This is a genomic window from Bacillus sp. GbtcB10, assembly GCF_019091365.1.
Lineage (GTDB): Bacteria > Bacillota > Bacilli > Bacillales > Bacillaceae > Bacillus > Bacillus altitudinis.
Map to the genome: position 1 here is coordinate 192,976 of NZ_JAGXJP010000002.1, position 25,058 is coordinate 218,033.

At 42.1% G+C, this 25,058-nt stretch carries 28 protein-coding genes; 12 read left to right on the plus strand and 16 right to left on the minus strand.

Annotated elements, in window-relative coordinates; translation table 11 throughout:
- Positions 1-2: 2 nt before the first annotated feature.
- The gene (locus tag KVT11_RS06435) at positions 3-1,178 is read right to left on the minus strand and encodes an acetyl-CoA C-acetyltransferase (RefSeq protein ID WP_019743167.1); all 1,176 of its coding nucleotides are present in this window, start codon (positions 1,176-1,178) and stop codon (positions 3-5) included.
- Between the two features lie 12 nt (positions 1,179-1,190).
- Positions 1,191-3,578, minus strand: a complete 2,388-nt coding sequence (locus KVT11_RS06440) for a 3-hydroxyacyl-CoA dehydrogenase/enoyl-CoA hydratase family protein (protein WP_210552202.1) — start codon at positions 3,576-3,578, stop codon at positions 1,191-1,193.
- A gap of 199 nt (positions 3,579-3,777) precedes the next feature.
- On the opposite strand from KVT11_RS06440, the gene KVT11_RS06445 reads away from it, so the two are divergent.
- From KVT11_RS06445 to KVT11_RS06455, 3 genes are read left to right on the plus strand one after another with little or no spacing between them, the layout of a single operon-like run.
- Positions 3,778-3,915, plus strand: a complete 138-nt coding sequence (locus KVT11_RS06445; RefSeq protein ID WP_008347049.1) for a YuzL family protein — start codon at positions 3,778-3,780, stop codon at positions 3,913-3,915.
- 10 nt (positions 3,916-3,925) lie between these two features.
- The gene (locus KVT11_RS06450; RefSeq protein ID WP_060698253.1) at positions 3,926-4,177 is read left to right on the plus strand and encodes a hypothetical protein; all 252 of its coding nucleotides are present in this window, start codon (positions 3,926-3,928) and stop codon (positions 4,175-4,177) included.
- Positions 4,178-4,189: 12 nt separating this feature from the next.
- Positions 4,190-4,537, plus strand: coding sequence for a spore coat protein (locus KVT11_RS06455; RefSeq protein WP_008347053.1), 348 nt, complete (start codon positions 4,190-4,192; stop codon positions 4,535-4,537).
- Between the two features lie 232 nt (positions 4,538-4,769).
- Here KVT11_RS06455 and KVT11_RS06460 read toward each other — a convergent pair whose 3' ends face one another.
- The 3 genes from KVT11_RS06460 to KVT11_RS06470 form a co-directional block, all read right to left on the minus strand.
- Positions 4,770-5,021, minus strand: a complete 252-nt coding sequence (locus KVT11_RS06460; protein ID WP_050826597.1) for a YusU family protein — start codon at positions 5,019-5,021, stop codon at positions 4,770-4,772.
- Between the two features lie 72 nt (positions 5,022-5,093).
- Entirely contained in the window at positions 5,094-5,924 is an 831-nt protein-coding gene (locus KVT11_RS06465; protein WP_008347057.1) for an ABC transporter ATP-binding protein, read from the minus strand.
- Positions 5,925-6,069: 145 nt separating this feature from the next.
- Positions 6,070-6,516, minus strand: a complete 447-nt coding sequence (locus KVT11_RS06470; protein WP_170916856.1) for a YusW family protein — start codon at positions 6,514-6,516, stop codon at positions 6,070-6,072.
- A gap of 113 nt (positions 6,517-6,629) precedes the next feature.
- Between KVT11_RS06470 and KVT11_RS06475 the strand changes: the two genes are divergently transcribed.
- The gene (locus tag KVT11_RS06475; protein ID WP_025207949.1) at positions 6,630-7,472 is read left to right on the plus strand and encodes an oxidoreductase; all 843 of its coding nucleotides are present in this window, start codon (positions 6,630-6,632) and stop codon (positions 7,470-7,472) included.
- A 244-nt stretch (positions 7,473-7,716) separates the two neighbouring features.
- Here KVT11_RS06475 and KVT11_RS06480 read toward each other — a convergent pair whose 3' ends face one another.
- Positions 7,717-9,087, minus strand: a complete 1,371-nt coding sequence (locus KVT11_RS06480) for a S1C family serine protease (protein ID WP_217608990.1) — start codon at positions 9,085-9,087, stop codon at positions 7,717-7,719.
- Between the two features lie 337 nt (positions 9,088-9,424).
- Between KVT11_RS06480 and KVT11_RS06485 the strand changes: the two genes are divergently transcribed.
- Both KVT11_RS06485 and KVT11_RS06490 read left to right on the plus strand, forming a co-directional pair.
- On the plus strand, positions 9,425-10,099 hold the full coding sequence (locus KVT11_RS06485; protein ID WP_008347066.1) for a response regulator transcription factor: 675 nt from the start codon (positions 9,425-9,427) through the stop codon (positions 10,097-10,099).
- The gene (locus KVT11_RS06490) at positions 10,096-11,427 is read left to right on the plus strand and encodes a HAMP domain-containing sensor histidine kinase (RefSeq protein WP_007500323.1); all 1,332 of its coding nucleotides are present in this window, start codon (positions 10,096-10,098) and stop codon (positions 11,425-11,427) included. Before KVT11_RS06485 ends, KVT11_RS06490 begins: the two co-directional genes overlap by 4 nt.
- 21 nt (positions 11,428-11,448) lie before the next feature.
- Here the strand turns inward: KVT11_RS06490 and spxO are convergent, their stop codons facing one another.
- Positions 11,449-11,613 carry an anti-adapter protein SpxO gene (gene spxO / locus KVT11_RS06495; RefSeq protein WP_008347070.1) on the minus strand — a complete coding sequence of 55 codons (165 nt, stop codon included), beginning with the start codon at positions 11,611-11,613 and terminating at the stop codon, positions 11,449-11,451.
- 191 nt (positions 11,614-11,804) lie between these two features.
- On the opposite strand from spxO, the gene KVT11_RS06500 reads away from it, so the two are divergent.
- The gene (locus tag KVT11_RS06500) at positions 11,805-12,683 is read left to right on the plus strand and encodes a TetR/AcrR family transcriptional regulator (RefSeq protein ID WP_017359276.1); all 879 of its coding nucleotides are present in this window, start codon (positions 11,805-11,807) and stop codon (positions 12,681-12,683) included.
- A 113-nt stretch (positions 12,684-12,796) separates the two neighbouring features.
- Here the strand turns inward: KVT11_RS06500 and fumC are convergent, their stop codons facing one another.
- Positions 12,797-14,191, minus strand: coding sequence for a class II fumarate hydratase (gene fumC, locus KVT11_RS06505; RefSeq protein ID WP_017359275.1), 1,395 nt, complete (start codon positions 14,189-14,191; stop codon positions 12,797-12,799).
- An 87-nt stretch (positions 14,192-14,278) separates the two neighbouring features.
- Complete coding sequence (locus KVT11_RS06510) at positions 14,279-14,446, minus strand: YvzF family protein (protein ID WP_017359274.1); 168 nt, start codon at positions 14,444-14,446, stop codon at positions 14,279-14,281.
- A gap of 113 nt (positions 14,447-14,559) precedes the next feature.
- On the opposite strand from KVT11_RS06510, the gene KVT11_RS06515 reads away from it, so the two are divergent.
- Genes KVT11_RS06515 through KVT11_RS06530 form a run of 4 tightly spaced genes read left to right on the plus strand, consistent with a single transcriptional unit; the run spans position 14,560 to position 18,589 of the window.
- A complete protein-coding gene (locus KVT11_RS06515) occupies positions 14,560-15,984 on the plus strand; it encodes a spore germination protein (protein WP_206115725.1) in 1,425 nt (474 codons plus the stop codon).
- Positions 15,971-17,065: a GerAB/ArcD/ProY family transporter gene (locus KVT11_RS06520; protein ID WP_008347081.1), complete on the plus strand. Its 1,095-nt coding sequence runs from the start codon at positions 15,971-15,973 to the stop codon at positions 17,063-17,065. The genes KVT11_RS06515 and KVT11_RS06520 overlap by 14 nt, the downstream gene beginning before the upstream one ends.
- Positions 17,062-18,180, plus strand: a complete 1,119-nt coding sequence (locus KVT11_RS06525) for a Ger(x)C family spore germination protein (RefSeq protein WP_008347083.1) — start codon at positions 17,062-17,064, stop codon at positions 18,178-18,180. The genes KVT11_RS06520 and KVT11_RS06525 overlap by 4 nt, the downstream gene beginning before the upstream one ends.
- Positions 18,181-18,220: 40 nt before the next feature.
- On the plus strand, positions 18,221-18,589 hold the full coding sequence (locus KVT11_RS06530; RefSeq protein ID WP_007500307.1) for a hypothetical protein: 369 nt from the start codon (positions 18,221-18,223) through the stop codon (positions 18,587-18,589).
- Between the two features lie 42 nt (positions 18,590-18,631).
- On the opposite strand, the gene liaR is transcribed toward KVT11_RS06530, so the two are convergent.
- From liaR to KVT11_RS06565, 7 genes are all read right to left on the minus strand, one after another.
- Positions 18,632-19,267 (minus strand): two-component system response regulator LiaR, encoded by a 636-nt coding sequence (gene liaR / locus KVT11_RS06535; RefSeq protein WP_007500305.1) that lies wholly within the window; start codon positions 19,265-19,267, stop codon positions 18,632-18,634.
- A complete protein-coding gene (gene liaS / locus KVT11_RS06540; protein WP_007500303.1) occupies positions 19,264-20,328 on the minus strand; it encodes a two-component system sensor histidine kinase LiaS in 1,065 nt (354 codons plus the stop codon). Before liaS ends, liaR begins: the two co-directional genes overlap by 4 nt.
- Entirely contained in the window at positions 20,325-21,089 is a 765-nt protein-coding gene (gene liaF / locus KVT11_RS06545; RefSeq protein ID WP_007500301.1) for a cell wall-active antibiotics response protein LiaF, read from the minus strand. The genes liaS and liaF overlap by 4 nt, the downstream gene beginning before the upstream one ends.
- A 30-nt stretch (positions 21,090-21,119) precedes the next feature.
- On the minus strand, positions 21,120-21,989 hold the full coding sequence (liaG, locus tag KVT11_RS06550) for a LiaG family protein (RefSeq protein WP_048003425.1): 870 nt from the start codon (positions 21,987-21,989) through the stop codon (positions 21,120-21,122).
- Between the two features lie 111 nt (positions 21,990-22,100).
- The gene (gene liaH / locus KVT11_RS06555; protein WP_035701331.1) at positions 22,101-22,766 is read right to left on the minus strand and encodes a stress responsive protein LiaH; all 666 of its coding nucleotides are present in this window, start codon (positions 22,764-22,766) and stop codon (positions 22,101-22,103) included.
- 15 nt (positions 22,767-22,781) lie between these two features.
- Positions 22,782-23,177: a hypothetical protein gene (locus tag KVT11_RS06560; protein ID WP_035701334.1), complete on the minus strand. Its 396-nt coding sequence runs from the start codon at positions 23,175-23,177 to the stop codon at positions 22,782-22,784.
- Positions 23,178-23,542: 365 nt separating this feature from the next.
- Positions 23,543-24,112 (minus strand): cob(I)yrinic acid a,c-diamide adenosyltransferase, encoded by a 570-nt coding sequence (locus KVT11_RS06565; RefSeq protein ID WP_210552204.1) that lies wholly within the window; start codon positions 24,110-24,112, stop codon positions 23,543-23,545.
- Between the two features lie 186 nt (positions 24,113-24,298).
- Between KVT11_RS06565 and KVT11_RS06570 the strand changes: the two genes are divergently transcribed.
- A complete protein-coding gene (locus KVT11_RS06570) occupies positions 24,299-25,045 on the plus strand; it encodes an SDR family NAD(P)-dependent oxidoreductase (protein WP_041091885.1) in 747 nt (248 codons plus the stop codon).
- Positions 25,046-25,058: the final 13 nt, after the last annotated feature.

Here is a 25,058-nt window from a genome sequence, read left to right on the forward strand (position 1 = left end):
CTTTAGATCAATTCAAAAATGCCTGCTGCTCCCATGCCCCCGCCGATACACATCGTCACAATACCAAATTGTTCATTTCGCCGTTTCATTTCATGAATGAGGGACAGCGTGAGTTTCGTTCCTGTACAGCCTAGCGGATGTCCTAATGCAATGGCGCCGCCGTTGACATTTACCTTCTCTTCATCGATCCCTAAATGACGAATGACTTGAATCGCCTGAGAAGCAAATGCTTCATTTAATTCAAACAGCCCGATGTCCTTCAGCTCTAGACCAGCGATTTTCAGCGCACGCGGAATGGCTTCAACCGGCCCAATTCCCATGACTTCAGGTGGTACACCACCAACAGCAAACGCTCTGAACTTGGCGAGCGGCTGAAGAGAAAGAGAAGATGCTTTTTCGCGATCCATCATCATGACACATGCCGCTCCATCACTCGTCTGCGAAGAGTTTCCTGCAGTCACTGTGCCTTTTGTTGAGAAGGCAGGTCGTAACGTTGAGAGAACCTCCTCTGTTGTGCCCGCTCTGACACCTTCATCTTGTGAGAACGTAAATTGGCGTTCTTCTAGTTGATTCTGCTCTCCTACCCGTCTTTCTGTCACATCAACGGGAACAATTTCATCTGAAAATTTCCCTTCTTGAAGTGCCTTTGCTGCCTTTTGATGGCTCCTCACCGCAAAAGCATCTTGATCTTGCCTTGTGACCTGATACTTTTGCGCCACTTGCTCCGCTGTGTGGCCCATGCTCATATAGTATTCAGGCGCTTGCTCTGTCAAAAGAGCGTTTGGACGAATGGAGTGACCCATCATTGGGACTTGCGACATCGATTCGACGCCTCCGGCCAAAATGGTTTCTGCCTGCCCAAGCATAATTCGTTCACCTGCATAAGCAATTGACTGCAGACCAGAAGAGCAATAGCGGTTAATGGTAATAGCAGGTACTGTATATGGCAAACCTGCTAATGCCCCAATATTCCGGGCCACATTCAGCCCTTGCTCTGCTTCTGGTGTCGCACATCCGATGATTAAATCATCGATTGTTCCATCATAATCACCGGCACGCTTTAGCGTTTCTTTTACACACAATGCGCCCATATCATCAGGTCTGACATGTTTTAATGATCCCTTTTTGGCTTTCCCTACTGGTGTTCTTGCGCCAGCTACAATCACTGCTTCTCTCATTTTGACTCCCCCCTAGTTACGTAAAGGTTTTCCTTTAACGAGCATGTGCTGCATGCGTGCCTGAGATTTGACTTCCCCTACAAGACTTAAAAAGGCTTCTCTTTCAAGCTCTAATAAGTATTGTTCATCCACCTCTGTACCAAATGGCAATTTGCCGCCAGAAATGACATGTGCTAGTTTTTTCGCAATGGTCATGTCATGGTCTGAAATGTATCCAGACAATCTCATGTTTTCAGCAGCCAGCACCATTGCTGCGTAGCCTGTTTCCCCCATCACGGGCACCTTTCGCTTCAGAGGTGCACGATAACCCGCTTCATCAAGAGAAAGAACGAGTTGTTTCGCATCATGGATTAAATGATCACCATTCATGCTGATCCGGTCATTCACTCGGAGCATCTTCATATCACGCGCTTCCTCTGCTGATGTAGATACCTTTGCCATCGCAATGGCTTCAAAGGTTTGTAGCGTAGCATCTTGGATCGCAGTTGCTGATGGCTTTTCCGCTCCTTGCAGATGGCGAATATAGAGTTCTTTGTTTCCGCCTCCGCCCGGTATGAGTCCGACCCCCGCTTCGACAAGCCCCATATACGTTTCACTGGACGCTTGGATAGCGGCTGCTGGTAGACAAAGCTCCGTCCCTCCGCCAAGTGTCATACCAAATGGTGCAGCCACAACTGGACGGTCACTATACTTCACTTTCATCATCGCCTGCTGGAACCTGCGAATGACAAAATCAATTTCAAAGAAGTTGTCGTCCTGTGCTTCCATTAAAATTAAGGCGAGATTCGCACCAACACAGAAGTTCTTTCCTTGGTTACCGATGACCAGCCCTTTATAATTCTTTTCCGTTTCATCTACAGCACGATTGATCATATCAATGACATCAAGCCCAATGGCATTACTTTTCGAATGAAATTCAAGCAAGACAACATCATCCCCGATATCGATCAAGCTTGCACCTGTATTTTTAAAAATGACATCGTGTTTCTTTTTCAATCTAGCTAACGAAATATTCTTGTCGTTTCCCTTTTCCTGTTCATAAGCACCATTCTGATAAAATGCACGGTCTCCTTCGGCATTTTCTTGATAGAATGTGTCATGTCCTTGTGAAAGCATATCTCGCACCCAGGTCGGGATGCTGTGCCCTTCCGCTTCCATTCGACTGACGGCTTTTTTCACGCCAATCGCATCCCACAGCTCGAACGGGCCATGCTGCCAGCCAAATCCCCATTTCATGGCGTTATCGATGGACTGAATATCATCCGCAATGTCGCCTTTTAGTTGAGCTGAATAAAGAAGAACAGGTGCGGTCATATTCCAAAGCAATTGCCCAGCACGGCCGTCTTGATAAATAAGCGCTTTCAATTTCGCTTTTGTCCCCTTTTGCTGCTTGGCAATGTCAATGCCCGGATCCTTCAGCTTTGTCCGTTCTCCGTATGTGAGTGTGACAGGATCAAGCTCTAAAATGGTCTTCCCATTTTTTTGATAAAACCCTTGCCCTGCCTTGCTGCCGATCCACCCTTTTTCAAGCATTCTTTCCATAAACTCAGGCAGCTGAAAAATATCTTTTTCCTTTCCTTCTACCTGTTCATACACATTGCGGGCTACATGAGAAAATGTGTCGAGCCCCACCACATCAAGTGTGCGGAAGGTCGCACTTTTCGGTCTGCCAATAAGAGGACCTGTGACAGAATCGACCTCTCCGATCGTGTATTTGTTCTCAAGCATTTCACGCACTGTGACAAGAAGCCCATAAGTGCCAATTCGGTTGGCAATAAAGTTCGGTGTATCTTTTGCTTCGACCACACCCTTGCCAAGTACATCTTCACCAAATGTTTTCATATATGAGAGTACTTCTGGATCTGTTTCTTGAATAGGAATTACTTCTAACAGCTTTAAATAACGAGCTGGGTTAAAAAAGTGAGTGCCTAAAAAGTGGCGTTTAAAATCAATTGATCGGCCTTCTGCCATTTTTTCAACAGAAATACCGGATGTATTGCTGGATACGATGCTGCCTTCTTTGCGGTGTTCGTCGATGAGAGAGAATACGTGTTGTTTAATGCTGAGCTTTTCAGTCACGACTTCAATGATCCAGTCAGCATCGTGTACTAAGGAAAGGTGATCTGTGAGATTTCCGGGTGTGATGTATGATAGGTTTTTGGCTGAAGTAAGAGGTGCTGGCTTTTGCTTTAACAATTTTTTCATTGCGTCTTGGCTTAATCTATTCCGAACACTAGGGTGATCAAGCGTTAGCTTTTTTGCCGTTTCTTCCTTTGTCAGTTCATGTGGCACAATATCTAGCAATGTTACTGGTATCCCGATATTGGCTAGATGTGCAGCAATGCCTGAGCCCATGACACCTGAACCAATGACAGCCGCCTTGCGAATATGTTTGCCCATAAATATCCCCCTAAACATTTTGAATGAACAGTCATTCATTTTTTGTCCAAAAAAAAGCAATGCCTCTTTCTTTATCTTAAAAGATTTTCCGAAACAGTTCAATAGCAGATTTCAAAAATTTACACATTCTCATGCGACTTTCTTTACAGCGTATGAATTAAAGACGAGGGGGAATTGTAAGAATGGAGGTGATGTCCACATGTCTCGTTTGCAAAAGAACCCATCAAAAGCAGGCGTAAGTGCTGCAAGTGTGAAAGGAAACGCAGGTCCATCACAAGAAGCAGACCTAGGTGGTAAAAAGACCAGTCAAAATCAGCAATATAAAAAGAAATCGTAAGGAGGAACACATCTTGAACAACCAGCAAATGAATATGCCCCCACAGGTGATTTCAGTAAAAGATTCCTTGTACCTAGAGGATATGCTGAACTGGAATTTGATCGCCATGAAAAAGGCTCATTTTATGGCCGAGCATTGTCAGGATCAAACATTGAAACAAGAACTCAATCAAGTTGGCCAAATGCATCATCAGCATTACACACAAATTCTTCAGCATTTAGGCAGCTCAGGGCAAGGCCAGTCTTCTGGCTTTATGCAATAGGAGGTAACAGACATGGAACAGCAAAACCAACAAAAAATCGGGAATCCACAAACGCCGGTTCCAACCACTACGAACATGAACGATCGCGACTTTGTCACAGACCTGTTGTCGACTGAAAAATATATGACAAACGGATATAACACAGCGCTCAATGAATTCAGCCATGAATCTCTTTACCAAGATATTCAGCGAATTGCGCTAGAAACACAAAAAACGCAAAGACATTTATATGATGTCATGTTCAAATATGGCTGGTACTCTGTCGAAGCTGCTGAACAGCAAAAGCTCCAGCAGGCACACCAGAAATTCCAGCAAACACTGACAGATCAATCACCGTACGGATCATCACCCATGTCATAAAGAAAAACTACCAGCTCGTACTGGCAGTTTCAGCGTGTAGACAAACCCTCGCATTCTTTGTCAGTCCTGCGCACTGGTACTCACGAATGACAAATTCGCTCCGTGCCAGGGCTCGTCCTTCCTAGACTGCAAAGGTTTTCTATCACGCTGAAAAGAAGACAAAGGGCTAAAATAAAGTTCATTTTAGCCCTTTGTCAACAATCTCAAACTGCCAGCTCGTACTGGCAGTTTTTTAACGGTCTTTATTGGCACGATGAGCTTCATTTAATTGCTTGATCCGCTGAATCATTTCTTTGATGTCTTCTTTTGCCTCTGGATACATGTCATTAAAATGCTTGGCTAAAGGCGGCATGCTTTTGGCAATATGAGAATAGATGATCCACTGCGAGACATCTCTTTTCAGTTCCTCATTCGTTTCACCAAGCAGCAGCTCTGTATATTTATCAAGCAGGCCTTCGAGCTTTTCATCTAATTCATTTCCCATTTGTATTCCGCTCCTTTTTTCAGAAAAAAGCCTGACTCTGCGTGTAACAGATGTCAGGCTTTTCACATACGATTATCTTGCAGCAAGAAATGTCTCAGCTTGTGCCTGTTGGACAATACAGCGTCCTCTGCCGTGCGGAATACATAACGGTGTTCCGAATAAAGGATCTGTTGTTACTTGGCAGTTCATATCAAAGACATTTTTCACAAGATCACAGTTAATGACAGTTTCCGGTCTTCCTTCTGCATAAATTGACTTGTCTTTAATGGCCACAAGGTGATGCGCATATCTGCAAGCGAGATTGAGGTCATGCAGAACCATGACAATCGTGCGCTGCTCTTTTTCATTTAAATCAAAAAGAAGATCAAGGATTTCAATTTGGTGCGTCATGTCTAAATACGTTGTTGGCTCATCTAATAGAATAATATCCGTCTCCTGTGCCAATGTCATCGCAATCCATGCACGCTGCCTTTGTCCACCTGATAATGAATCAACCGTTCGATCAGCAAGGTCTTCCATCTTCGTTGATTTCAGTGCGCGATTTACCGCTTCTTCATCTTGCTTTGACCATTGCTTCAGCCAATTTTGATAAGGATATCGCCCTTGCTTGACGAGTTGATGTACCGTTAATCCTTCTGGCGCTTCCGGTCCTTGCGGAAGAATGGCGAGCTGTTTCGCCACTTCCTTTGTTGGTAATTTGGCAATGGAATGACCTTCAAGCAGGACAGAACCACCCATTGGCTTCATGAGACGGGCCAAAGAGCGAAGTAGCGTGGATTTACCGCATCCATTGCTGCCAATAAATACTGTGATTTCACCCTTAGGGATTGACACATTTAGTTCGTCTATGATCATTGTTTCTCCGTAACCTAAGCTTAAACCTTCAGTAGAAATGGCACTCATTCCGCTCAAACGCTCCTTTTCTCATCCAAATTTTTTATATTGAATATCGTCTATGTAGACGTCAAAGATCACTTATCTCAATTTAGTGTATCAGATTTAAGTGATCTTGAAAATCATTTTCAATTAAAAAATGAGAAAGTCTCGTTTACTTTGTCTTTTCGAACGCGCGTTTCGTCCCATCTTCGAGCTTCATATCGACTCGTATTCGCTGATAATCATCATCTAAATTAAAAGCAGATAATAATTCATTGACATATGTTTCATTCAGCTTTGCACTAGGAATCGACATATCATTGAGCTTCATCTTCATTTCACGTAAAGCTTCTTCCCCTTCATAGCGGACACCATTCATATGATCTCGAATTAGTGCTTCTTCTCTTCCACCAGCTTGACGATAGGTAGCTTCATATAATTCGCTTTTTTGTCCATATTGTACGTGCAATTGCAAATGCTGAAATGGCAGTTCCTTCATTTGAACAGCTGACAGACTTTCAGCTTCTGCTTCATGTGGATGTTGTATTGGTTCGATTGAACGACAGCCAGACAGCATAAAGAACAGCACTCCTAGCAGTCCCGCCTTCTTCCAGCACATCATGTGTTTCCTCCTATTTCATAGCATCGTTTTTTATTCTTCTCCAAGCCCCTTTTCGTTATTCAATAAAACAGCAGACTATGGTAGATTAAAACAAAAAGGAGAACCGGATGATGAATAAAACAGCCATTGTGACTGGTGCCAACAGCGGTTTCGGAAAGCTCATCACACTGCGCCTCGCTCAGCAAGGGTACACTGTGATTGCTGGCGTAAGACAGGAAACCAATGCGAAAAAGCTTGCCGAAGAAGTAAAGAACGCCGCTTTATCCGAATCAATACATATTGAAGCATTAGATGTGACAGATACACAGTCCATTCAAGCATTTCAGAAAAGGCTTAATGCCTATGCTCCCATTCACCTGCTTGTGAACAATGCGGGAACGGCCTATGCTGGTTTTGCTGAAGAGGTGCCTGTTGATCAGTACCGAGAGCAATTTGAAGTGAATGTCTTTGGTGTGATGGAAATGACACAAGCAGTCCTTCCGTTGATGACGAGCGGTGCAAAAATATTGAATATGAGCAGTATCAGCGGACTCATGGGAATGCCCGCACTCTCTCCATATGTATCGTCAAAGTTTGCGCTAGAGGGCTATACAGAGAGTTTGCGAATTGAGCTGGCTGCGTTTGGCATTCAAGCCGCTTTGATTGAGCCGGGTTCTTTCCAAACGAACATTTGGAACACCTCCATGAATGAGCAAATGACACCGCCCGCAGCAGGTTCTAAATACACAACTATTTATGAAAACATGATGGCCTATATAGAGGCGCAAAAAAACAACTATGGAGATCCAGACGAAGTTGCAGAGCTTGTGGTTTCGCTTGCAGAGAAGAAGCGGCTAAAGAAGCTAAGGTATCTTGTTGGGAAAGGTGTTCGGCTTTCATTCATAGCAAAGCAGCTCCTGCCTTGGAATGTATGGGAAAACATTATTTTACGGACACTATCCTCAAAAAAATAGGCACAAAAAAACAGGTGGATCGCTTATCCACCTGTCAGCGTGTAGACAAACCTTCGCATTCTTTGTCAGTCCTGCGTGCTGGTGCTCACGAATGTCAAATTCGCTCCGTGCCAGTACTCGTCCTTCCTAGACTGCAAAGGTTTTCTATCACGCTGAAAAAAAGAAGACAAAGGGCTAAAATCAAGTTCATTTTAGCCCTTTGTCAACAATCTAACAGGTGGATCTTTTATCCACCTGTTTTCTTTTATTCGTTATCAGACTGCCCAAGGGTAATATCAAGATTTTTATTCTTTCCATCACGAATGACAGTCATTGTCGTTTTATCGCCAATTTTTGTTTCTTTATAAAGGATTTCTTTCAGCTGTGAGCTGTTCGCTACATCTTTTCCTTTGAACTTGATGATGACATCTCCAGACTTCAAGCCTGCTTTTTGTGCAGGAGATCCTTTTGAAACATCTTTTACATAGATGCCTTTACCGATTTGTTTATCAAATAGGCCAAGTGTATTTTCCTGATACGTTTCAGGCACTTGCTCAAGGTCAATCATTTGTACGCCAAGGTAAGGACGTTCGACTTTTCCATTTTTCAACAGCTGATCTACGATCGGTTTTACATCGTTACTTGGGATCGCAAATCCGAGTGATTCTACTCCGCTTTCGCTAATTTTCAAGCTGTTGATGCCGATGACTTGACCGTCTGTATTGATCAGCGGACCGCCACTGTTTCCAGGGTTAATGGCTGCATCTGTTTGAAGTACATTCATCTCAACAGTTCCAGATGATGTATTGGCTTCAACGGTACGATCGAGACCACTAATAATCCCTTCTGTTACTGTACCAGAGAACTGCGCACCGAGCGGGTTCCCGATTGCAATGACTTTGTCTCCAGCACGTAGCTTAGAAGAATCTCCAAAACTTGCAACTTTATCAATGCCGTCAGCATTTATTTCCACGACAGCTAAATCTGTCATTACGTCACTGCCGACAAGCTTCGCATCTTTTGTTTTCCCATCGTATAGTGTGACCTTTAATTTATTGGCACCCTCGACTACATGGTTATTGGTGATAATGTATGCTTTTTTTCCATCTTTTTTGAAGATGACACCAGAACCCGTTCCAGCTTCTGCTTCAGTTGAATCACCGCTAAGACCGAACGAGTTTTGTGTAGATTGATAGTTTGAGACCCCTACAATCGCCGGCTCTAAATCTTCTACCATATCAGCAACATTCGTCGCATTGGTGATTTGTTTTGTTGAGAAATTTTCAGATGAAGCCGGTTCGCTTGATGCTGTTTGGGTTTGAGTGTTTGCCGCTGTATCTTGTGACTGCGGTAAAAGCGGTGTAATGCCAAGCACAAGACCGCCACCAATAATCCCTCCAAGAATCGGACTTAGCCATGCAGCCTTTCGTTTTTTCTCCTTTTTAGACGAACGGTCATCAATCACTTGAGGAGACCCATTTGTCACCCTCTCCTGAGAGGCAGATGCTTCGTTTTCATGATGGTGAAAAACGAGTTCTTTCTCTTTTTCTGGTTCTTCTATTTGTTTCTCATTCTCTTGATGTGTGTGTTCTTGATCATTCATTTTTTTCTCTTCATCTTCTCTTCGGAAATCCATCGCTTGCACTCCTTTGCATCATTTTCATGAAATGCTTCATTCATATGTCTAGACAGGACTCATGTCCTCTTAATGGCAATATCATTGAAAAATTCTTTATGACAATATGTCAAATTATATAATACTTATTCATAGAAAAAAAGCAAGGTGTGCACATTGGTGAAAAGCACCTATTCATTAGCCTTTTGTCTATGCCCTTTTTTCCCTTGAGCTTATCATAAACAAACATTATGGGATAATAATGAGAAGAATATGTGAAATTGTGAAAAAAGCGTGTGATTGTTGACATGCCGCCTTTGTATCCCGTTATAATGACGTTGAGAGGATGTGGAAGACTTTGTCGTACACCATTTATTTAGTTGAAGATGAGCAGAATTTAAATGAACTGTTAACCAAATATTTAGAGAGTGAAAATTGGAATGTGTCCTCTTTTTTAACCGGAGAAGCGGCACGCGCGGCCATGAACAAGCCACCGCATCTATGGATTTTAGATATTATGCTGCCTGATACGGACGGCTACACACTCATTAAAGAAATCAAAGCAGCCTCGCCTGACGTACCGGTCATTTTTATTTCGGCACGTGATGCAGATATTGATCGTGTGCTTGGCTTAGAACTCGGGAGCAGTGATTATATTGCGAAACCCTTTCTTCCGCGCGAGCTGATCATCCGCGTGCAAAAGCTGCTGGAGCTTGTATATAAAAACAGTGACACACCTCAGCAAAGCGTCACACCCGTTTCTTCCTATATCATTCACGAGGACGTAAGAGAGGTGTATGAAGGAGATCAGCTGATTAACTTAACGTCTAAGGAATTTGATTTGCTGCTCTTATTTACCCATCATCAAGGACATGCCTTTTCCCGGGAAGATATCCTCGTCAAGATCTGGGGGCACGATTACTTCGGGACAGATCGTGTGGTCGATGATCTTGTCAGACGGCTGCGAAAAAAAATGCCTGACTTAAAAGTCGAGACCATTTATGGATTTGGCTATAGGATGCTAAAAGGATGAAGAACAAACCACTCGCTTTTCAAATTTGGGTTGTCATCTCTGGCATTTTACTCACCATCTCGATTGTCCTGATCATTTTATTTTCAAATACATTACGCAGCTTCTTTACGAATGAAATTTATAAAAACATCGAAAACGAGCAGCAAGTGTTAACAGAATACCCTCTGAATCGAGACGGCTCACCAAAGTCGACACCAGAAAACCGCTCGGTTCAGCACATTCTGATTCCGTCAGATGAATTAAATCAAATGGCTCAGTTTTTCCCGCATGCCTTTATTGAAAAAGTGCAGTCCTTTGTTAAAAAACAAAAAAGCGCAACAAAACGCTATTCTGAAGAAGTGAATGGCCAGCATATCTTTTTTGTGATCAAAAAAGTCTCAACTGGCAATACACAATATATTCTCTTGTCATATGCACCCGATTCTTATCGAGATGACTTGTCCTTTACACTGTTTAAACAGCTGATTTTCATCTTAGGAACTGTTATTTTACTAAGCTGGATTCCATCGATTTGGCTCGCCCGCTACTTATCACGTCCAATCGTCGCGTTTGAAAAGCACGTCAAGCGCATTGCACAAGAAGACTGGGACGATCCTGTGATGGTTGACCGGCAAGATGAAATTGGCAAGCTGGGGCATACGATTGAAGAAATGAGACAAAAGCTCATTCAAAAGGATGAAACAGAACGAACGCTTTTGCAAAATATATCACACGACTTAAAAACACCTGTGATGGTCATCCGCGGTTATACGCAGTCTATTAAAGATGGAATTTTCCCTAAAGGAGATCTTGAACAAACGGTGGAAGTGATTGAAGGCGAAGCGGAAAAGCTTGAGAAGAAAATCAAAGATTTGCTGTATTTAACAAAGCTTGATTATTTATCAAAACAACATCCGGCGCATTCTCCCTTCCTTGTGAGTAATACAATGCTGGAAGTGGTTGACCGTTTACGCTGGTCGAAAAATGAATTGCAGTGGAACGTGGACTTAGATGATGAGGCTGCACTTGAAGGCGATCCAGAACAATGGAGCAAATTATTTGAAAATGTATTAGAAAATCAACTTCGCTACGCAAAAAATAAAATTGATATTCATATGAAGCAGGAAGAGGATCAAATTCGCATCGTCATTCGTAATGATGGCCCTCCAATTGAAGAACACATGCTATCCAGCCTATACGAACCTTTTAGTAAGGGAAAAAAGGGCGAATTCGGCATTGGATTAAGCATTGTCAAACGAATTCTTTCGATGCATCAAGCGTCCATATCAATTGAAAATGATGAACTAGGTGTACGCTATACGATCACTGTTCCAAAGAAGAGGCTGTAGGTTTTACACCGCAGTCTTTTTTTAGATGAATGAATACCCATTGAAATCACGGTATGTGGCTTTGATCTTCTTGCCAGCTTGATACATCCATTTCTTTTCAATGGTTGTCTCTTTCGGCATTTTGACTTTTTCTACTTGAATTCCTTTTGCTTTCAAGCGTCTAATCATATCATCAATTTCTCTCATGGAACATCATCCTTTCACATTTTTGACCGGTTGGTCACCTTACTTTATAATATAAAGAATTACACTGTAAAAAACAAGTTACAATCTGATTAATTTTTGAAAAGTTTTGTCGTTTATGACCGATAAGTCACATCTCTTTGCGCACGTTTCCTAAGACATTTGTCGCTCGGTAAGAAAGGATGACATTCATATTGAAAAAGAAAGAAAAAATGATTATTGAGGCTGGTATGAAGTTATTTGCCAGCAAAGGCTATAATACAACGTCTGTTCAGGAAATTGCGGATGAATGCCACATGTCAAAGGGTGCGTTTTACCTTTATTTCAAATCGAAGGAAGCACTACTTATTTCGATCTTGCATTACTATTACGATAAGGTATTTACCCGGATTCATGAGGTTCAAACAGAGGGCGGCACACCAAAAGAGGCCTACCGGAAACAGCTCACTGTCTATTACGATAATATTTTGCAGCAAAAAGATTTTATTAAAATGCAGCTAAGCGACAGGGCGCTCCCATTGAACGAAGAAACGCAACAGCTCGCAAAGCAAATTCGACTTGCGACGATTCAGTTGCACATTGATAACATTAAGCAAGTGTATGGAGATGCGGCCATTCCTTATATGGCTGATCTATGTTTAACGATTGAGGGCATGAGTCACGTTTACTTTGAGCTTGCCATTTTATATGATTTTCAGCTCGAAGCAGAGGAGCTTGCCGCAACAATGATTCACCGTATCGATGATCTAATGGGCGGTATGATGAAGCGCAATGACCATCCACTCATTTCTGTGGACCAAGCAAGCGACTGGTTCGGCCCGATTTATGAACGATCATTTGACCCGCTCACAGAATCTCTATTAAAAGAATTAAGAGAGCTGGCAGAAGCACATTATGAAGTGAAAGACGAGCCAGATTTATTTGAAGCGCTTGGCATTTTAGAAAACGAGTTAAACAAACAAAAACCAAGACAAGTCATCGTCAAAGGCATGCTTTATCAATTGAAATTATACACACCGCTTCAGCCGGTCTCCGGCTCCTTATTACGCATTCTAAAAGAAGATCATTTATAAAACCCAGGGCTTGCTTGCCCTGGGTTTATGATTGTGACAAACAATCAAACTTCTTTTCTGTGATTTCAGGAAGTTTCCATAAAAAAACCAGAGGCACAGAGGCCTCTGGTGTCTTATTTTGCTTTCGGTGTCACCATTTCTTCTGGTTTCACAAACTCTTCAAACTGCTCTTCTGTTAATAATTCTAATTGAAGGGCAGCTTCTTTTAGCGTTAATCCTTCTTTGTGCGCAAGCTTCGCAATTTTCGCTGCATTTTCATATCCGATGTGCGGGTTGAGTGCCGTCACAAGCATCAATGAATTGTTTAGGTTTTTCTCGATCGTTTCTAGGTTTGGTTCAATTCCAACGGCACACTTGTCATGGAATGAGTTCATACCATCAGCAAGCAATTCAACTGACTGCAAGAAGTTATAGATGATGACCGGCTTAAATACGTTCAGCTCGAAGTTTCCTTGGCTTGCGGCAAAACCGATTGTTGCATCATTCCCCATGATTTGTGCGGCAATCATTGTTAAAGCTTCACTTTGAGTTGGGTTGACTTTTCCTGGCATAATGGAGCTGCCTGGCTCATTTTCAGGAATGATCAATTCACCAATTCCGCAACGAGGACCACTTGCAAGCCATCTCACATCATTGGCAATTTTCATTAAGTCAGCTGCAAGTGCTTTAAGCGCACCGTGTGCATATGTGATTTCATCATGGCTTGTCAGCGCATGGAATTTGTTTGGTGAAGAATTGAACGTTTGACCTGTTAACTGGCTGATTTCTTCTGCCACGTATTTACCAAACTCAGGATGTGCGTTAATTCCCGTACCAACAGCTGTTCCGCCAATGGCAAGTTCTCTCATTTTTTCAGTAGATTCTAAAATCATTTCTTTTGAACGATCAAGCATGTACACCCAGCCGCTAATCTCTTGGCCCACTGTAAGAGGTGTTGCATCTTGCAAATGCGTACGGCCAATTTTCACGATCTCTTGGTATGCTTTTGCTTTCTCATCAAGCGTCGCTCTTAACTGGTCAATCGCAGGCAATAGCTTTTTGTACACAGCTAAAACAGCTGCCACGTGCATAGCCGTTGGGAATGTATCATTTGAGCTTTGGCTGCGGTTGACATCATCATTCGGGTGAATGCTGAATTCACTATTTTTATCTTTCAAGTAAGCAGTTGCTCTATTTGCAACAACTTCGTTCATGTTCATGTTACTTTGTGTTCCACTTCCTGTTTGCCATACAACAAGTGGGAAATGCTCGTCATATTTTCCACTGATGATGTCATCACATACAGCAGCAATCGCTTCTGCTTTTTCACTTTCTAAGTTGCCTAGACGTTCGTTCGCAATCGCTGTGCTACGTTTCAAAATTGCAAACGCATTCACAACTTCCTTTGGCATTTTCTCAGAACCGATTTTGAAATTTTCTTTGCTTCGTTGTGTTTGTGCACCCCAGAACTTGTCCTGTGGCACCTTGATTTCGCCCATTGTATCTTTTTCGATTCTAAATTCTGTCATTATGTATCCCTCCATAGCTTCATCACTCAACTCTATTCTATACAAAAAACGAAAATCCTTTAAGCGTTTTCAATTAAAATTTTATCTTTATTTTAATTTTAGTTCAATATAAACACGAACATCTTTGGAATATTTGTATTTTGGATTTGTTTTTCCGTAATCTTTTGACGTATAAGTCACCTCATAATGCTTGTCAAACGACTGTAGAATAAGGTCGATCTCCTCTTTTGTTCCTGCTAAACGAATTTGCGCCATCTTCTTTCCTCCAACACCGTGATTCTTTCATATACCACAAAATAATGTAACACAGAATATTGTTTTTTCAAGCAGGTAATGCTAAGAAAAAGAAATTGAGGCGGGTGATCCATTTGAATCAAACTCCATTGAAAGAGCACTTATACGATAATCTCTCTGCCATTCTCCCTCAGTTAAAGGACATGGATGATTTGATCCATGAGAAAAAAACATTGCCTCATGGACAGGTTGTCTACTATTTATACATTAAAGAAATGAACGAAGCGATGCAGATTCAAACCTTCTTAAAACTGCTATTGCAAGATCATGCAACTCTAACAAAAGAGAAGCTAGAATCCAATTTATCAATGATGACAACTCGTACGGTGGAAACCTCTGAAGAGCTGGTAGATGCCATTTTTCAAGGACATTGTGTCGTACTGATTAATGGATTTCAGCACGCTTATATTTTAGAAACACATGGAACGAAGAAACGCAATTTAGGAGATGCTACATCTGAAACCGTCGTAAGAGGACCAAAGATTGGTTTCATTGAAGATATCAACACGAACTTAGCTCTCGTCAGACAGCGTTTGAAAAACCCTGATCTCAAAACAGTAGACATGAAAATCGGCGAAAAGAAATACACCCAAGTATCGATCATGTACATTGATGGTATCGTTGAGCCCTCTGTTTTAAAAGAGGTAAAAAAACGCCTCAAACAAGTCACCATTGATGATATTCAAGACTCAGGCGTTCTTGAGGAGCTCATTGAAGACAATGTGTATTCTCCTTTTCCGCAAATTCAAAACACAGAACGGCCTGATAAAGTGGCATCTGCTTTAAACAATGGGCGCGTCGCCATCTTTGTCGATCATTCGCCTTTTATCTTAATTGTGCCTGCTTCCCTCGCGACGATTATGCAGTCACCTGATGATTATTATGAAAGATGGATCGCCGCCTCTCTTATTCGTTTGCTACGTTTTACGTCCATCTTTCTCACATTGTTTTTATCAGCCATTTATATTGCCCTTGTGTCCTTCCATCAAGGTCTTTTGCCCACAACTTTAGCTATTTCCATCTCAAGCACACGAGAGAATGTCCCCTTTCCTCCTATTGTGGAAGCACTCATCATGGAAATGACCATTGAGCTGCTGCGAGAGGCTGGGTTAAGGCTTCCTAATCCACTTGGACAAACAATCGGACTTGTGGGCGGTGTTGTCATTGGGCAGGCAGCCGTACAAGCCCATATCGTCAGCTCCATTATGGTCATTATTGTCAGCGTCATTGCACTTGCATCCTTTACCTTTCCTCAATATGGAATGGGGATATCATTTCGTGTCCTTCGCTTTGTGTCCATGTTTACTGCAGCTGCATTCGGTTTATATGGACTTGTCCTGTTTATGCTCGTCTTACTCACTCATTTGACAAGACAAAAAAGCTTTGGCACCCCATATTTTTCACCAGATTTTGTGTTCAGTTATAAAAATGAGGACAATTCCATCATCAGATTGCCTTTGAAAAATCAAAAGAAAGGGGAACGACATGGTCAATCATAAAGAGTCGATCACAAGCTATCAGGCAAGTGCCATTATCGCCAATACCACACTAGGTGCAAGTATGATGATTCTGCCAAGATCAATGGCTCAAGCTGCGCCTACACCTGACGGCTGGATTGCACTCTTACTCATGAGTGTGATATACATTGTGTTCATTTTTGTCAATGTGCTCATGATGAAAAAGGTCTCCTTTTCTTCCTACTATGACTATACAAAAGAAGGACTTGGGAAATGGATTGGCTCACTTGCCAACCTGTTGATTATTATTTACTTTCTCGGCGTTGCCAGCTATGAAGTACGAGCCATGTCTGAGATGGTGAAATTCTTTCTACTTCAAAACACACCGGTAGCCGTGACGATGATCAGCTTTATTTTGGTTGGTTTTTACCTTGTGATTGGGGGGATTGGAGATTTTGCCCGGCTGTGCCCTTTTTTTCTGATTGTCACACTCATCATCTTATTTGTAGCCTACGGACTTAGTGTACAAGAGTTTAAGCTCGATAACCTACGGCCAGTTTTAGGAGAGGGCATTTCCCCTGTTTTCAATTCCTTGAATGCTTCGGCCATTTCGTTTGTCGGCATTGAAATGATGCTTTTCATGCCTGCCTATATGAATACGCAAAAACACACTTTTGCATATGGCTCCATCGGCTTTTTGATTCCTGCGATCATCTATATTTTCACCTATATTCTTGTGGTTGGTGCGCTCACGGTGAAAGAAACGGCGACTCTGACGTGGCCGACCATTGCCTTATTTCAATCATTTGATATTCAGGGGATTTTTATTGAACGGATTGAATCCTTTTTGCTGATTGTTTGGCTTGTCCAGCTTTATACGAGCTTTGTAGGATATACGTTTTTTGCTACGATAGGAGTCATCAAATTGACTAAATTCCCTAAAAAAATCGCGCTCGCCTTGATGGGCATTGTGATCTTCTTTGCCGCTCTTTTCCCAAAAGATGTTGATACGGTCCGAGACTATTTAACCTACGTAAACAACTTGTTCTTTCTTCTATTTGGTATACTCCCGTTTCTTTTATTTATCATCGTATTTTTCAAAAGGAGGCGGAAAACAGCATGAAAAAGAAAGCGGTTCTTGCGCTCTTCTCACTGATTCTATTATGCGGGTGCTGGGATAGTACAAATATCGAGGAGCTCAACATGGCAATTGGATTTGCTGTAGATAAAGGAGATGACGGACATAAATTGAAGCTGTCTATGCAGGTGCTCGTTCCGCAAAAAATTGAGCAAGAATCAAGCGTGAAAGATCCGACGAAGATTATTGAGACAAGCGGTGATTCCATACACCAAATTTTTCGTACAACGGCCCTAAAAACACACCGCATTTTTGCTCAGCAGCTGAGGGTTTATTTGTTTTCTCAAGACCTTATCAATGAAAATAATTTCGATTTGGTCATCAATCAATTCATTCGGGACAATGAAACACGAAGAGGAAGCCTTGTCTTTATGGCCTCTGAGAAGCCTGGAGATATGCTGAAAATCAATGACGACGGCCAGCCTGCCGCTTCCACCTTATACGATATTTCTTCGAATACAAAAACGACCATTCGTATGTTCAAGCCCGTTTCCTTAGGAGATATTTCTTCTGCTATGCAAAACAACGTATCCTTTGCCATTCCGAAAGTCAGTGTCAGTCAGGGCAAATTAATGCTGGATGGTGCCTCGATTATTCAGAACAAACGATTTCTCACCAACATCTCTCCTTTAGCGGTGCAGTCCTACAACCTGCTGACTGGAGATGCAACAGGCGGAGTGATTGAATTCCAATATGAACATAGCATTTATTCTTTTGAGATCTTTAAAATCAAACACAACATTGACACCCATAAAACAGCCAGTGGCAAATATGAATTTGATGTGTCAGTGGAGCTTGATGGAAGATTGTCTGAGGATTGGAATGAACGGGAAAATTCATTTAATGAAAAATACCTCCAAGAAATTGAGAAAGTCGTGGCACATCGACTTGAGGAAAATGTAAAAGATTTTATCGGGGAATTACAGCATGAGATCAAAGCAGATATTTGTGGATTTTATCAAAAAGCGAGTATTGCCTATCCGAAGGAATTCCGAAAAGAAGCAAAACATTGGGATGACATTTTTAGTGAATCGGATATTCGTTACAAGGTAAATGTGAAAATCCGTGACTTCGGGACTAAGGGCGCAACACAATCCTAATAGAGTATGTTAAAATGGTAAGAAAAAAAGGGTGTCAATCATGAAACGAGCTTTACTTTCGGCCGGCATTCTATTTTTGATTCTAGGAATACTTCTGTTAGTCGTGGTATTCATGCAATCAAAAGAAGATTTCTTCATTGAAGCCGACAGCTTTTCAAGCACATTTTTGATCGTGATTTATTATGGACAAACCCCTGCGCTCCTTCTGATTGGAGGCGGTTTATTTGTTGGACTTTCACAGATCATTGATTTGCAAGAGAAAAAAGCTGCAGTGGCAAAGGAAAGCGTCAAGCTGCTTTCCGAGATGAAGAAAACCCTGGAAGACAAATCGGCCGAGGAGCAGGAGGCTTTTCCAGTTCCTGAGCTCCATCAACTATCCGAACGTCCAATCACAGGACAGAAGGACTAATTTTGTGCATGTTCCAGCAGCTTTCATTTGAAAGCTGTTTTTTTATTGAATCAGCTTATGGCGATGTGCATACACGGCCGCTTGTGTGCGGTCTTCTACATCAAGCTTGGAAAGAATGTTGGTAATATGCGTCTTGACTGTTTTGATGGTAATAAACAATTCCTCAGCAATGACCTTATTCGATTTCCCATCGGCAATCAGCTTTAATATTTCCATTTCTCTTGCGGTTAACGAATCGTGCAGAATGGACCCATTTGATGAATGGCGGAGTTTGTTCATGACCTTTCCAGCTACTTTTGATTCAAGCCTTGGTTCGCCGATACTTGCAGACCTGATGGCATCAGCAATTTCTCCTGCTTTCGATGTTTTTAAAAGATAGCTTAAAGCACCAGCCTCAATCACTGGATACACTTTATCATCATCAATAAAGCTCGTCAGTACAATAATCCGGGCATCCTCTATTTCCTGACAAATTCTTTTCGTTGCTTCGATGCCATCCATGCCTTCCATGACAAGGTCCATTAAAATCACGTCTGGCTTTAATTCAACCGCTAGTTCTACACCTTTTTGTCCATCTGACGCTTCACCGATGACTTCAATATCCGCCTGTGCCTCTAAAAAAGCAGCAAGACCCATTCTCACCATTTCGTGATCGTCAATTAAAAGCACTCGAATCATCGAACGTTCTCTCCTTTTCCTTCATCAAAAATGGGAACCTTCACATCAATTTGTGTGCCTTTTCCCTCAAATGACATAATCTCTGCGACACCGCCTACTTCACTTGTTCTTTCTCGTATCGATTCAAGTCCGTAGGAAGCAGTCTTCACATGATCTGTTTGAAAACCAATCCCGTTGTCGATAATTTTCAATTGAACTTGACGGTTCCGAATAAGCAGACGTACTGTCACCTTTGTCGCCTTTGCATGCCTAAACACATTGGAAAGGGCTTCTTGCACAATTCGGAACAGATGGTCCTCCACCCCTTTAGACAGCGGAGCATCATCTTCTATTTCCCAATCAATATCAATTGGCTGCTTTGCCTGAAATTCATTGAGTAGCTCAATCAAGCCTTTTTTCAAGTCTTTTCCTTCAAGGGTGATCGGTCTTAAATGCAAAAGGAGTGCACGCATCTCATTTTGTGCATCGCCAGCCATTCGTTCCACAAGACGCATTTGCTTTAAAATCTTTTCATCCTTTTCCTTCATCCCTTCAAGAATCGCAGACGTCATCATCGAAATGGCGAATAGCTGCTGGCTGACTGCATCATGCAGCTCACGCGCTAGACGCTGACGCTCTTCTGAGACAACCGATTTTTTCATTTGAACCTGCCATTCAGCTCGCTCATTTGAGAGCTTTTGTAAGGAGGCTACTTGCCCTTCCACTCGTTTCGCCATTTCATTTAATTGATCTGCCGCCAAACCAATTTCATCATCACCTAGAGAAGGCAGTCTATAGGCAAAATTCCCATTTTCAAACTTCAAAATCGACTCTACAAGCTGATCCAGCCGCTTCTTATGCTGATAGCCAAACACATGCCCCGCTGATACACCAATGGCGAGACTAATAATGAGCAAAATACAAAAAAACGGGATGCCGAACCACCGCGTAGACAGTAAAATCATGGGATCAAGCTGGTAATAAAAAAACATCGGGAGTGTCGTCATGATGACAACACCAAGCGAGATACCGACTGCAAGACGAACAGATTGCCACTGGATGCCTAAATGCAGTTTCCTCATAAGTACCTCACATCCACATCCCCTATCAGGAGAGAAATGGAGATTTTCACTTTTCGCTTGCTCTCATCATAATCATTTGTCATGACATACACTTTACTGCCGAACCCGCTTCTTTTTTCATCAATGATTTTCATATCACCAATCGCCGCCGAAGCACTCACACACACTTCAATATCCTGCGGTACATAAATATCGACATCTCCGATGAGTCCACTAATGACGATCGTACTCTCTTCCTCAGCAATGATTGCCTTTGATAAGTCGATTTTGACATCGCCAATAAAACCTGAAATGGTCAAATCGCTTAATTGAAATGGTTTTTTCATCAGCCTGACTTCACCGATGAAGAAATCATGTTCTTTGCGCGGCTTTGTCTGGCTTTTTGTTTTCTTCTGATCGCCCTCTTTTTCAAGATTGACTTTCAGTGAAGGCTTTCCATCGTCTGATGATTCCTTTTTATCGACATCAAAAACAGGTTTGTTTTTCAATAAACGATAGCCCGCATAGATCAAAAAGGCAGCAAATAAATACCCAGTCAAACTAAACGTGATATTTAGTAGAAACTTCAAGAAGAGAAAGCCTGCAAAAATATAGGAAACCGAACCGAGCCAACGTTTAGATCGAGAGTGCAGCCAATAACCAGCTAGAGCAAAAAACACTGGCCAAAATAGGTCTGCCCCAATCCCAATAATTTTGAGAAAAAGATTAATACCGAAAATCACCACAATGATGCCTAAAATTTGATTTCTAGAAAAACGCAGTTGACTCGCCTCCTTCCTTTTTACGTTTGTTTACCGCAATTTTAAGTTTCCGCTTGTCATCTCAATATCGACTAAGTGTGTCCCTTTCCCATGCGTGCCTGTAAAACCTCGGCCTTCACTATCCGCTTGGTCAAAACCATACGAATGATCAATACGTCCACTCGTTTTTTTCACTTGGACTTTGAAATCTCCCTCATCTGGCAAGTTCAATTTCGCACTGCCTGATGTCATGTGAAAGTCGACTGGTGAATCAATTGTATCAAAGCTTGCTGTCAGCCTGCCGCTTGTCATGCCTAATTGCAGCTTTCCTTTTACATCTTGAATATCAGCACGACCAGAAGTGGCACCAATATCACTTTCCTTCGCATCAATATGAGACACTGAGAGTCTGCCAGAAGTCGCCTTGATTTCCACTCGATTTGCTGAGAAGTTCTCAGCTGTGAGGTTTCCGCTCGTTGATTTGAGCGTCACATCTTGAAGAGACAGCTTTCCTTCGCCATTTACTTCGCTCACGCCGATTCCACCTGTTATTTTCACATCTTTATGATAACCTGTTGGAATTTTGACTAAGAGTTCTCCTTTTTCAAATGCAGAGAAAAACAAAAATCCTTTATTTTCAGCACGGACTTTGAATGTTCCGCCTGTTTGTTCCGCATACATTTTCCCTTTTCCATTCACAACCATCACAGAAATATCCGAACGATCTTCCGGCTTCACCTTGATGCGAAATCCAGAAAGAGAGATATCTAATTGTTCAACCTCATCCTTTTTCGCTGAAGCTGTTGTGACCGCTTTATCACGAGAAAAGCTCAAATGAAAGAGATCTCCATTTTTGAAAAGCATCCCAATCATCAAAAAAACACCAACAAGTATACAAATTAGACCAATGAACCGTTTCATTTATACCATCCCTTTATCCTTTGACCTTTTTATTATAAGGAAAAGCGAAACAGAAAGAAATCAAATAACGGAAGAAAAATCCTGTTTTTCTTCCGTTTTGACACATTTCCATTAGTTTGCCGGCTGTTTCTCAGGCTGCTTTGATCGTTGAAGCTTTTGCCATTCCTTTTCAACCTCATCAGCGTAATCAAGATGAGCATAAGCACCCTGATCGGCAAATTGTGCATAGCTGCCCGCTTTTGTCTCCATTTCCTCTATACGATTCTCCATGCGTAGAAATTCTTTATAAGCACTTTCACTATCAACCTTATTCATAGATTCATTCATATGCTGCTTTGCCTGTGCGGCATTGGCTCTTGCAATCAGCGCTTGCTTCTTGTCTTTAACATCACGCAGTTTTGTTTCTAGATGCTGCAACTGTTCTTTCAGCTCTTTCAGCTGTTTAACAGATTGCTGATAGGCTTCTTGATATTCGTTGTGCTTTTCTTCAAAATACTTCATTTCAGTCAGTGCTTTCCGTACAAGTTCTTCTTCTCCTGCCTGAAACGCCAGCTCCGCCTGTTTCTTTCGCTTATCAGCAAATGCTTCTGTTTCTTCTGCTTTTCTCAAGAAACCTTGCTGAATGGTTTGCTGTTTAATGATCGCATGTTTCGCTTTGGCAATATCGTCCTCCATATCACGAACATATTGATTCAGCATGACACGCGGATTCTCCAATTTATCTAAGCCTTCATTGACTGTTGCAACAAACATATCACGTACTCTTCTTAATACCATTTCATATTCCTCCCTTTATTTTTTCTTTAAAAAATCTTCCCATTCTTGATCAAATGACGTGTGCATAGATTCTTCCATGTTCGGTGCCGTGTTTGGCTCCATATATGTTGTTCTGCCGGATGATTCCTTTGCAGATTCACCATTGATCATCTTCCAGCCAAAGTAGAGAAGTACTCCAGCAAATGCGATTCCGAGTAAAAATGGCAGCGACTGTGCGACGAGCAATACACCGATAATAGTGAGTATGACCCCTGTTGTTTTACTGCCTTTATCATATTTTTTGACACCTACATAAATGAGCCAGGCCCCAATCAAAGTCGGGATCAGCCCGCCCAATGAACCACCAAAGAAGATGGATAAACCGATAAACATCAGGATTGAACCGATGATGGTTTTACTTGTGATTTTCATCTTCATGCCTCCTTTCTTGCTCCTTGCTTTAACTATAGTCAAAAAAGGAAGCCGGCAAAACGTGTCGTAGATTGATCTTTGGTTGCGACCAGAGTCGTAACATGGCTCAGACTGAGCGGTTGAATCTATAGAAAAAGCACTCTTCGACTAGAAGAGTGCTCAGATTATTGACAAAGGGCTAAAATGAACTTTATTTTAGCTCTTTGTCTTCTTTTCAGTGTGATAGAAAACCTTTGCAGTCTAGGAAGAACAGTTACTTTTGCGGAGCGAATTGGACATTCGTGAGCACCGGCACGCAGGACTGACAAAGAATGCGAGGGTTTGCCTACACGCTGAACACTCTTCGACTAGAAGAGTGCTTTTCCTCATTTGGAACGAAACACGTTGGCACTTCGTTCATATTCAACATCTGCTTCACCAAGCCGATGATTCACAATACGGGCGGCAGCAAATAAATAGTCGGATAGACGGTTCACATATGTGAGCGTAACTGCTGGAATTTCCTCCTGCTTTGCGAGTGTCACAATATGCCGCTCGGCTCTCCTGACAACTGTTCGAGCCACATGTAAGAGGGCAGCGCCTTCCTGGCCGCCAGGTAAAATAAATTTAGTCAGCGGTGCGGCTTCTTCTACATACACGTCCATTCGCTTTTCAAGGACTGTCACAGATTCTTCTGTTAACTTGCCTTCTTTCGGTGGTTTCACCGCTGCTAAATCACCGCCGCAGTCAAACAGTTCATGCTGTATGACCATCAGCTCTGACAGAACATCTTGAAACAATTCGCCATGCTGCCTCAAGTTTGCCTGGGCAAGTCCAATCAAACTATTCGCCTCATCTAATGTACCGTACGCTTCTACTCTTGCGTCATCTTTATCAGCCCGTCCGCCAATCAAGCCTGTTTGACCTTGATCTCCGGTTTTTGTATAAAGTTTCACCTGTTTTCCCCCTCTATTGCTTGTTCCTTTTAGTATACCCTGAAGTGGAAAAGATGTATTTGTTTTATTATGAAACACTTTTATCCAAAACCTCTTCATTTCCACTTTATATGTTGAATGATGAAACATCACATTTTATAATAAATGAAAGCGCTTTTTAATTATGATAGATGGGCGGGATGATAGATGACTTTACAAAACAAAGTAGCAATTATTACTGGTGCAAGCAGAGGGATTGGCCGCGCCATTGCGGAGGCATTTGTCTCTAAAGGAGCTAAAGTGGTGCTGAACGGAACGAATGAAGTACTATTGCAAGACGTTTGCTCCTCTATGAATAAAGAAGAACCACGCGCTGTTTATGTCGCTGGTGATGCGAGTTTACCAGAGACAGCTGCCTCCCTCGTTGAGAAGGCGAAAGAACATTTCGGACAGATTGATATATTGGTCAATAATGCTGGGATCAATTTGCGGAAATCAACAGTCGATACATCTGTTGATGAATGGAAAAGACTAATTGATATTAATTTGACGGGTACGTTTCTCATGTGTCAAGCAGTCATTCCTGACATGATCAAACAGCAAGGCGGGAAGATTGTCAACATGAGTTCAACTACTGGCAAAACCCCTCATCACAATGCATCACCTGCTTACGGCGTTTCAAAGGCAGGTATCAATTACTTAACGATGCATCTTGCCAAAGAATTAGCAGCACATCACATTCATGTAAATGCTGTCTGTCCTGGGCCAATTGAGACAGACATGAGCAAACAGTGGAGTGATGAATACCGTAGATCTGTTTTAGAAAGAATTCCTCTGAAAACAATTGGAACACCGCAGCAAGTCGCAAACGCCGTCACCTTTTTAGCCTCTGATCAGTCAGATTTCATCACAGGGGAAACCATCAATATGAATGGCGGAACGTATATGAACTAAAGAAAGAGCCTCC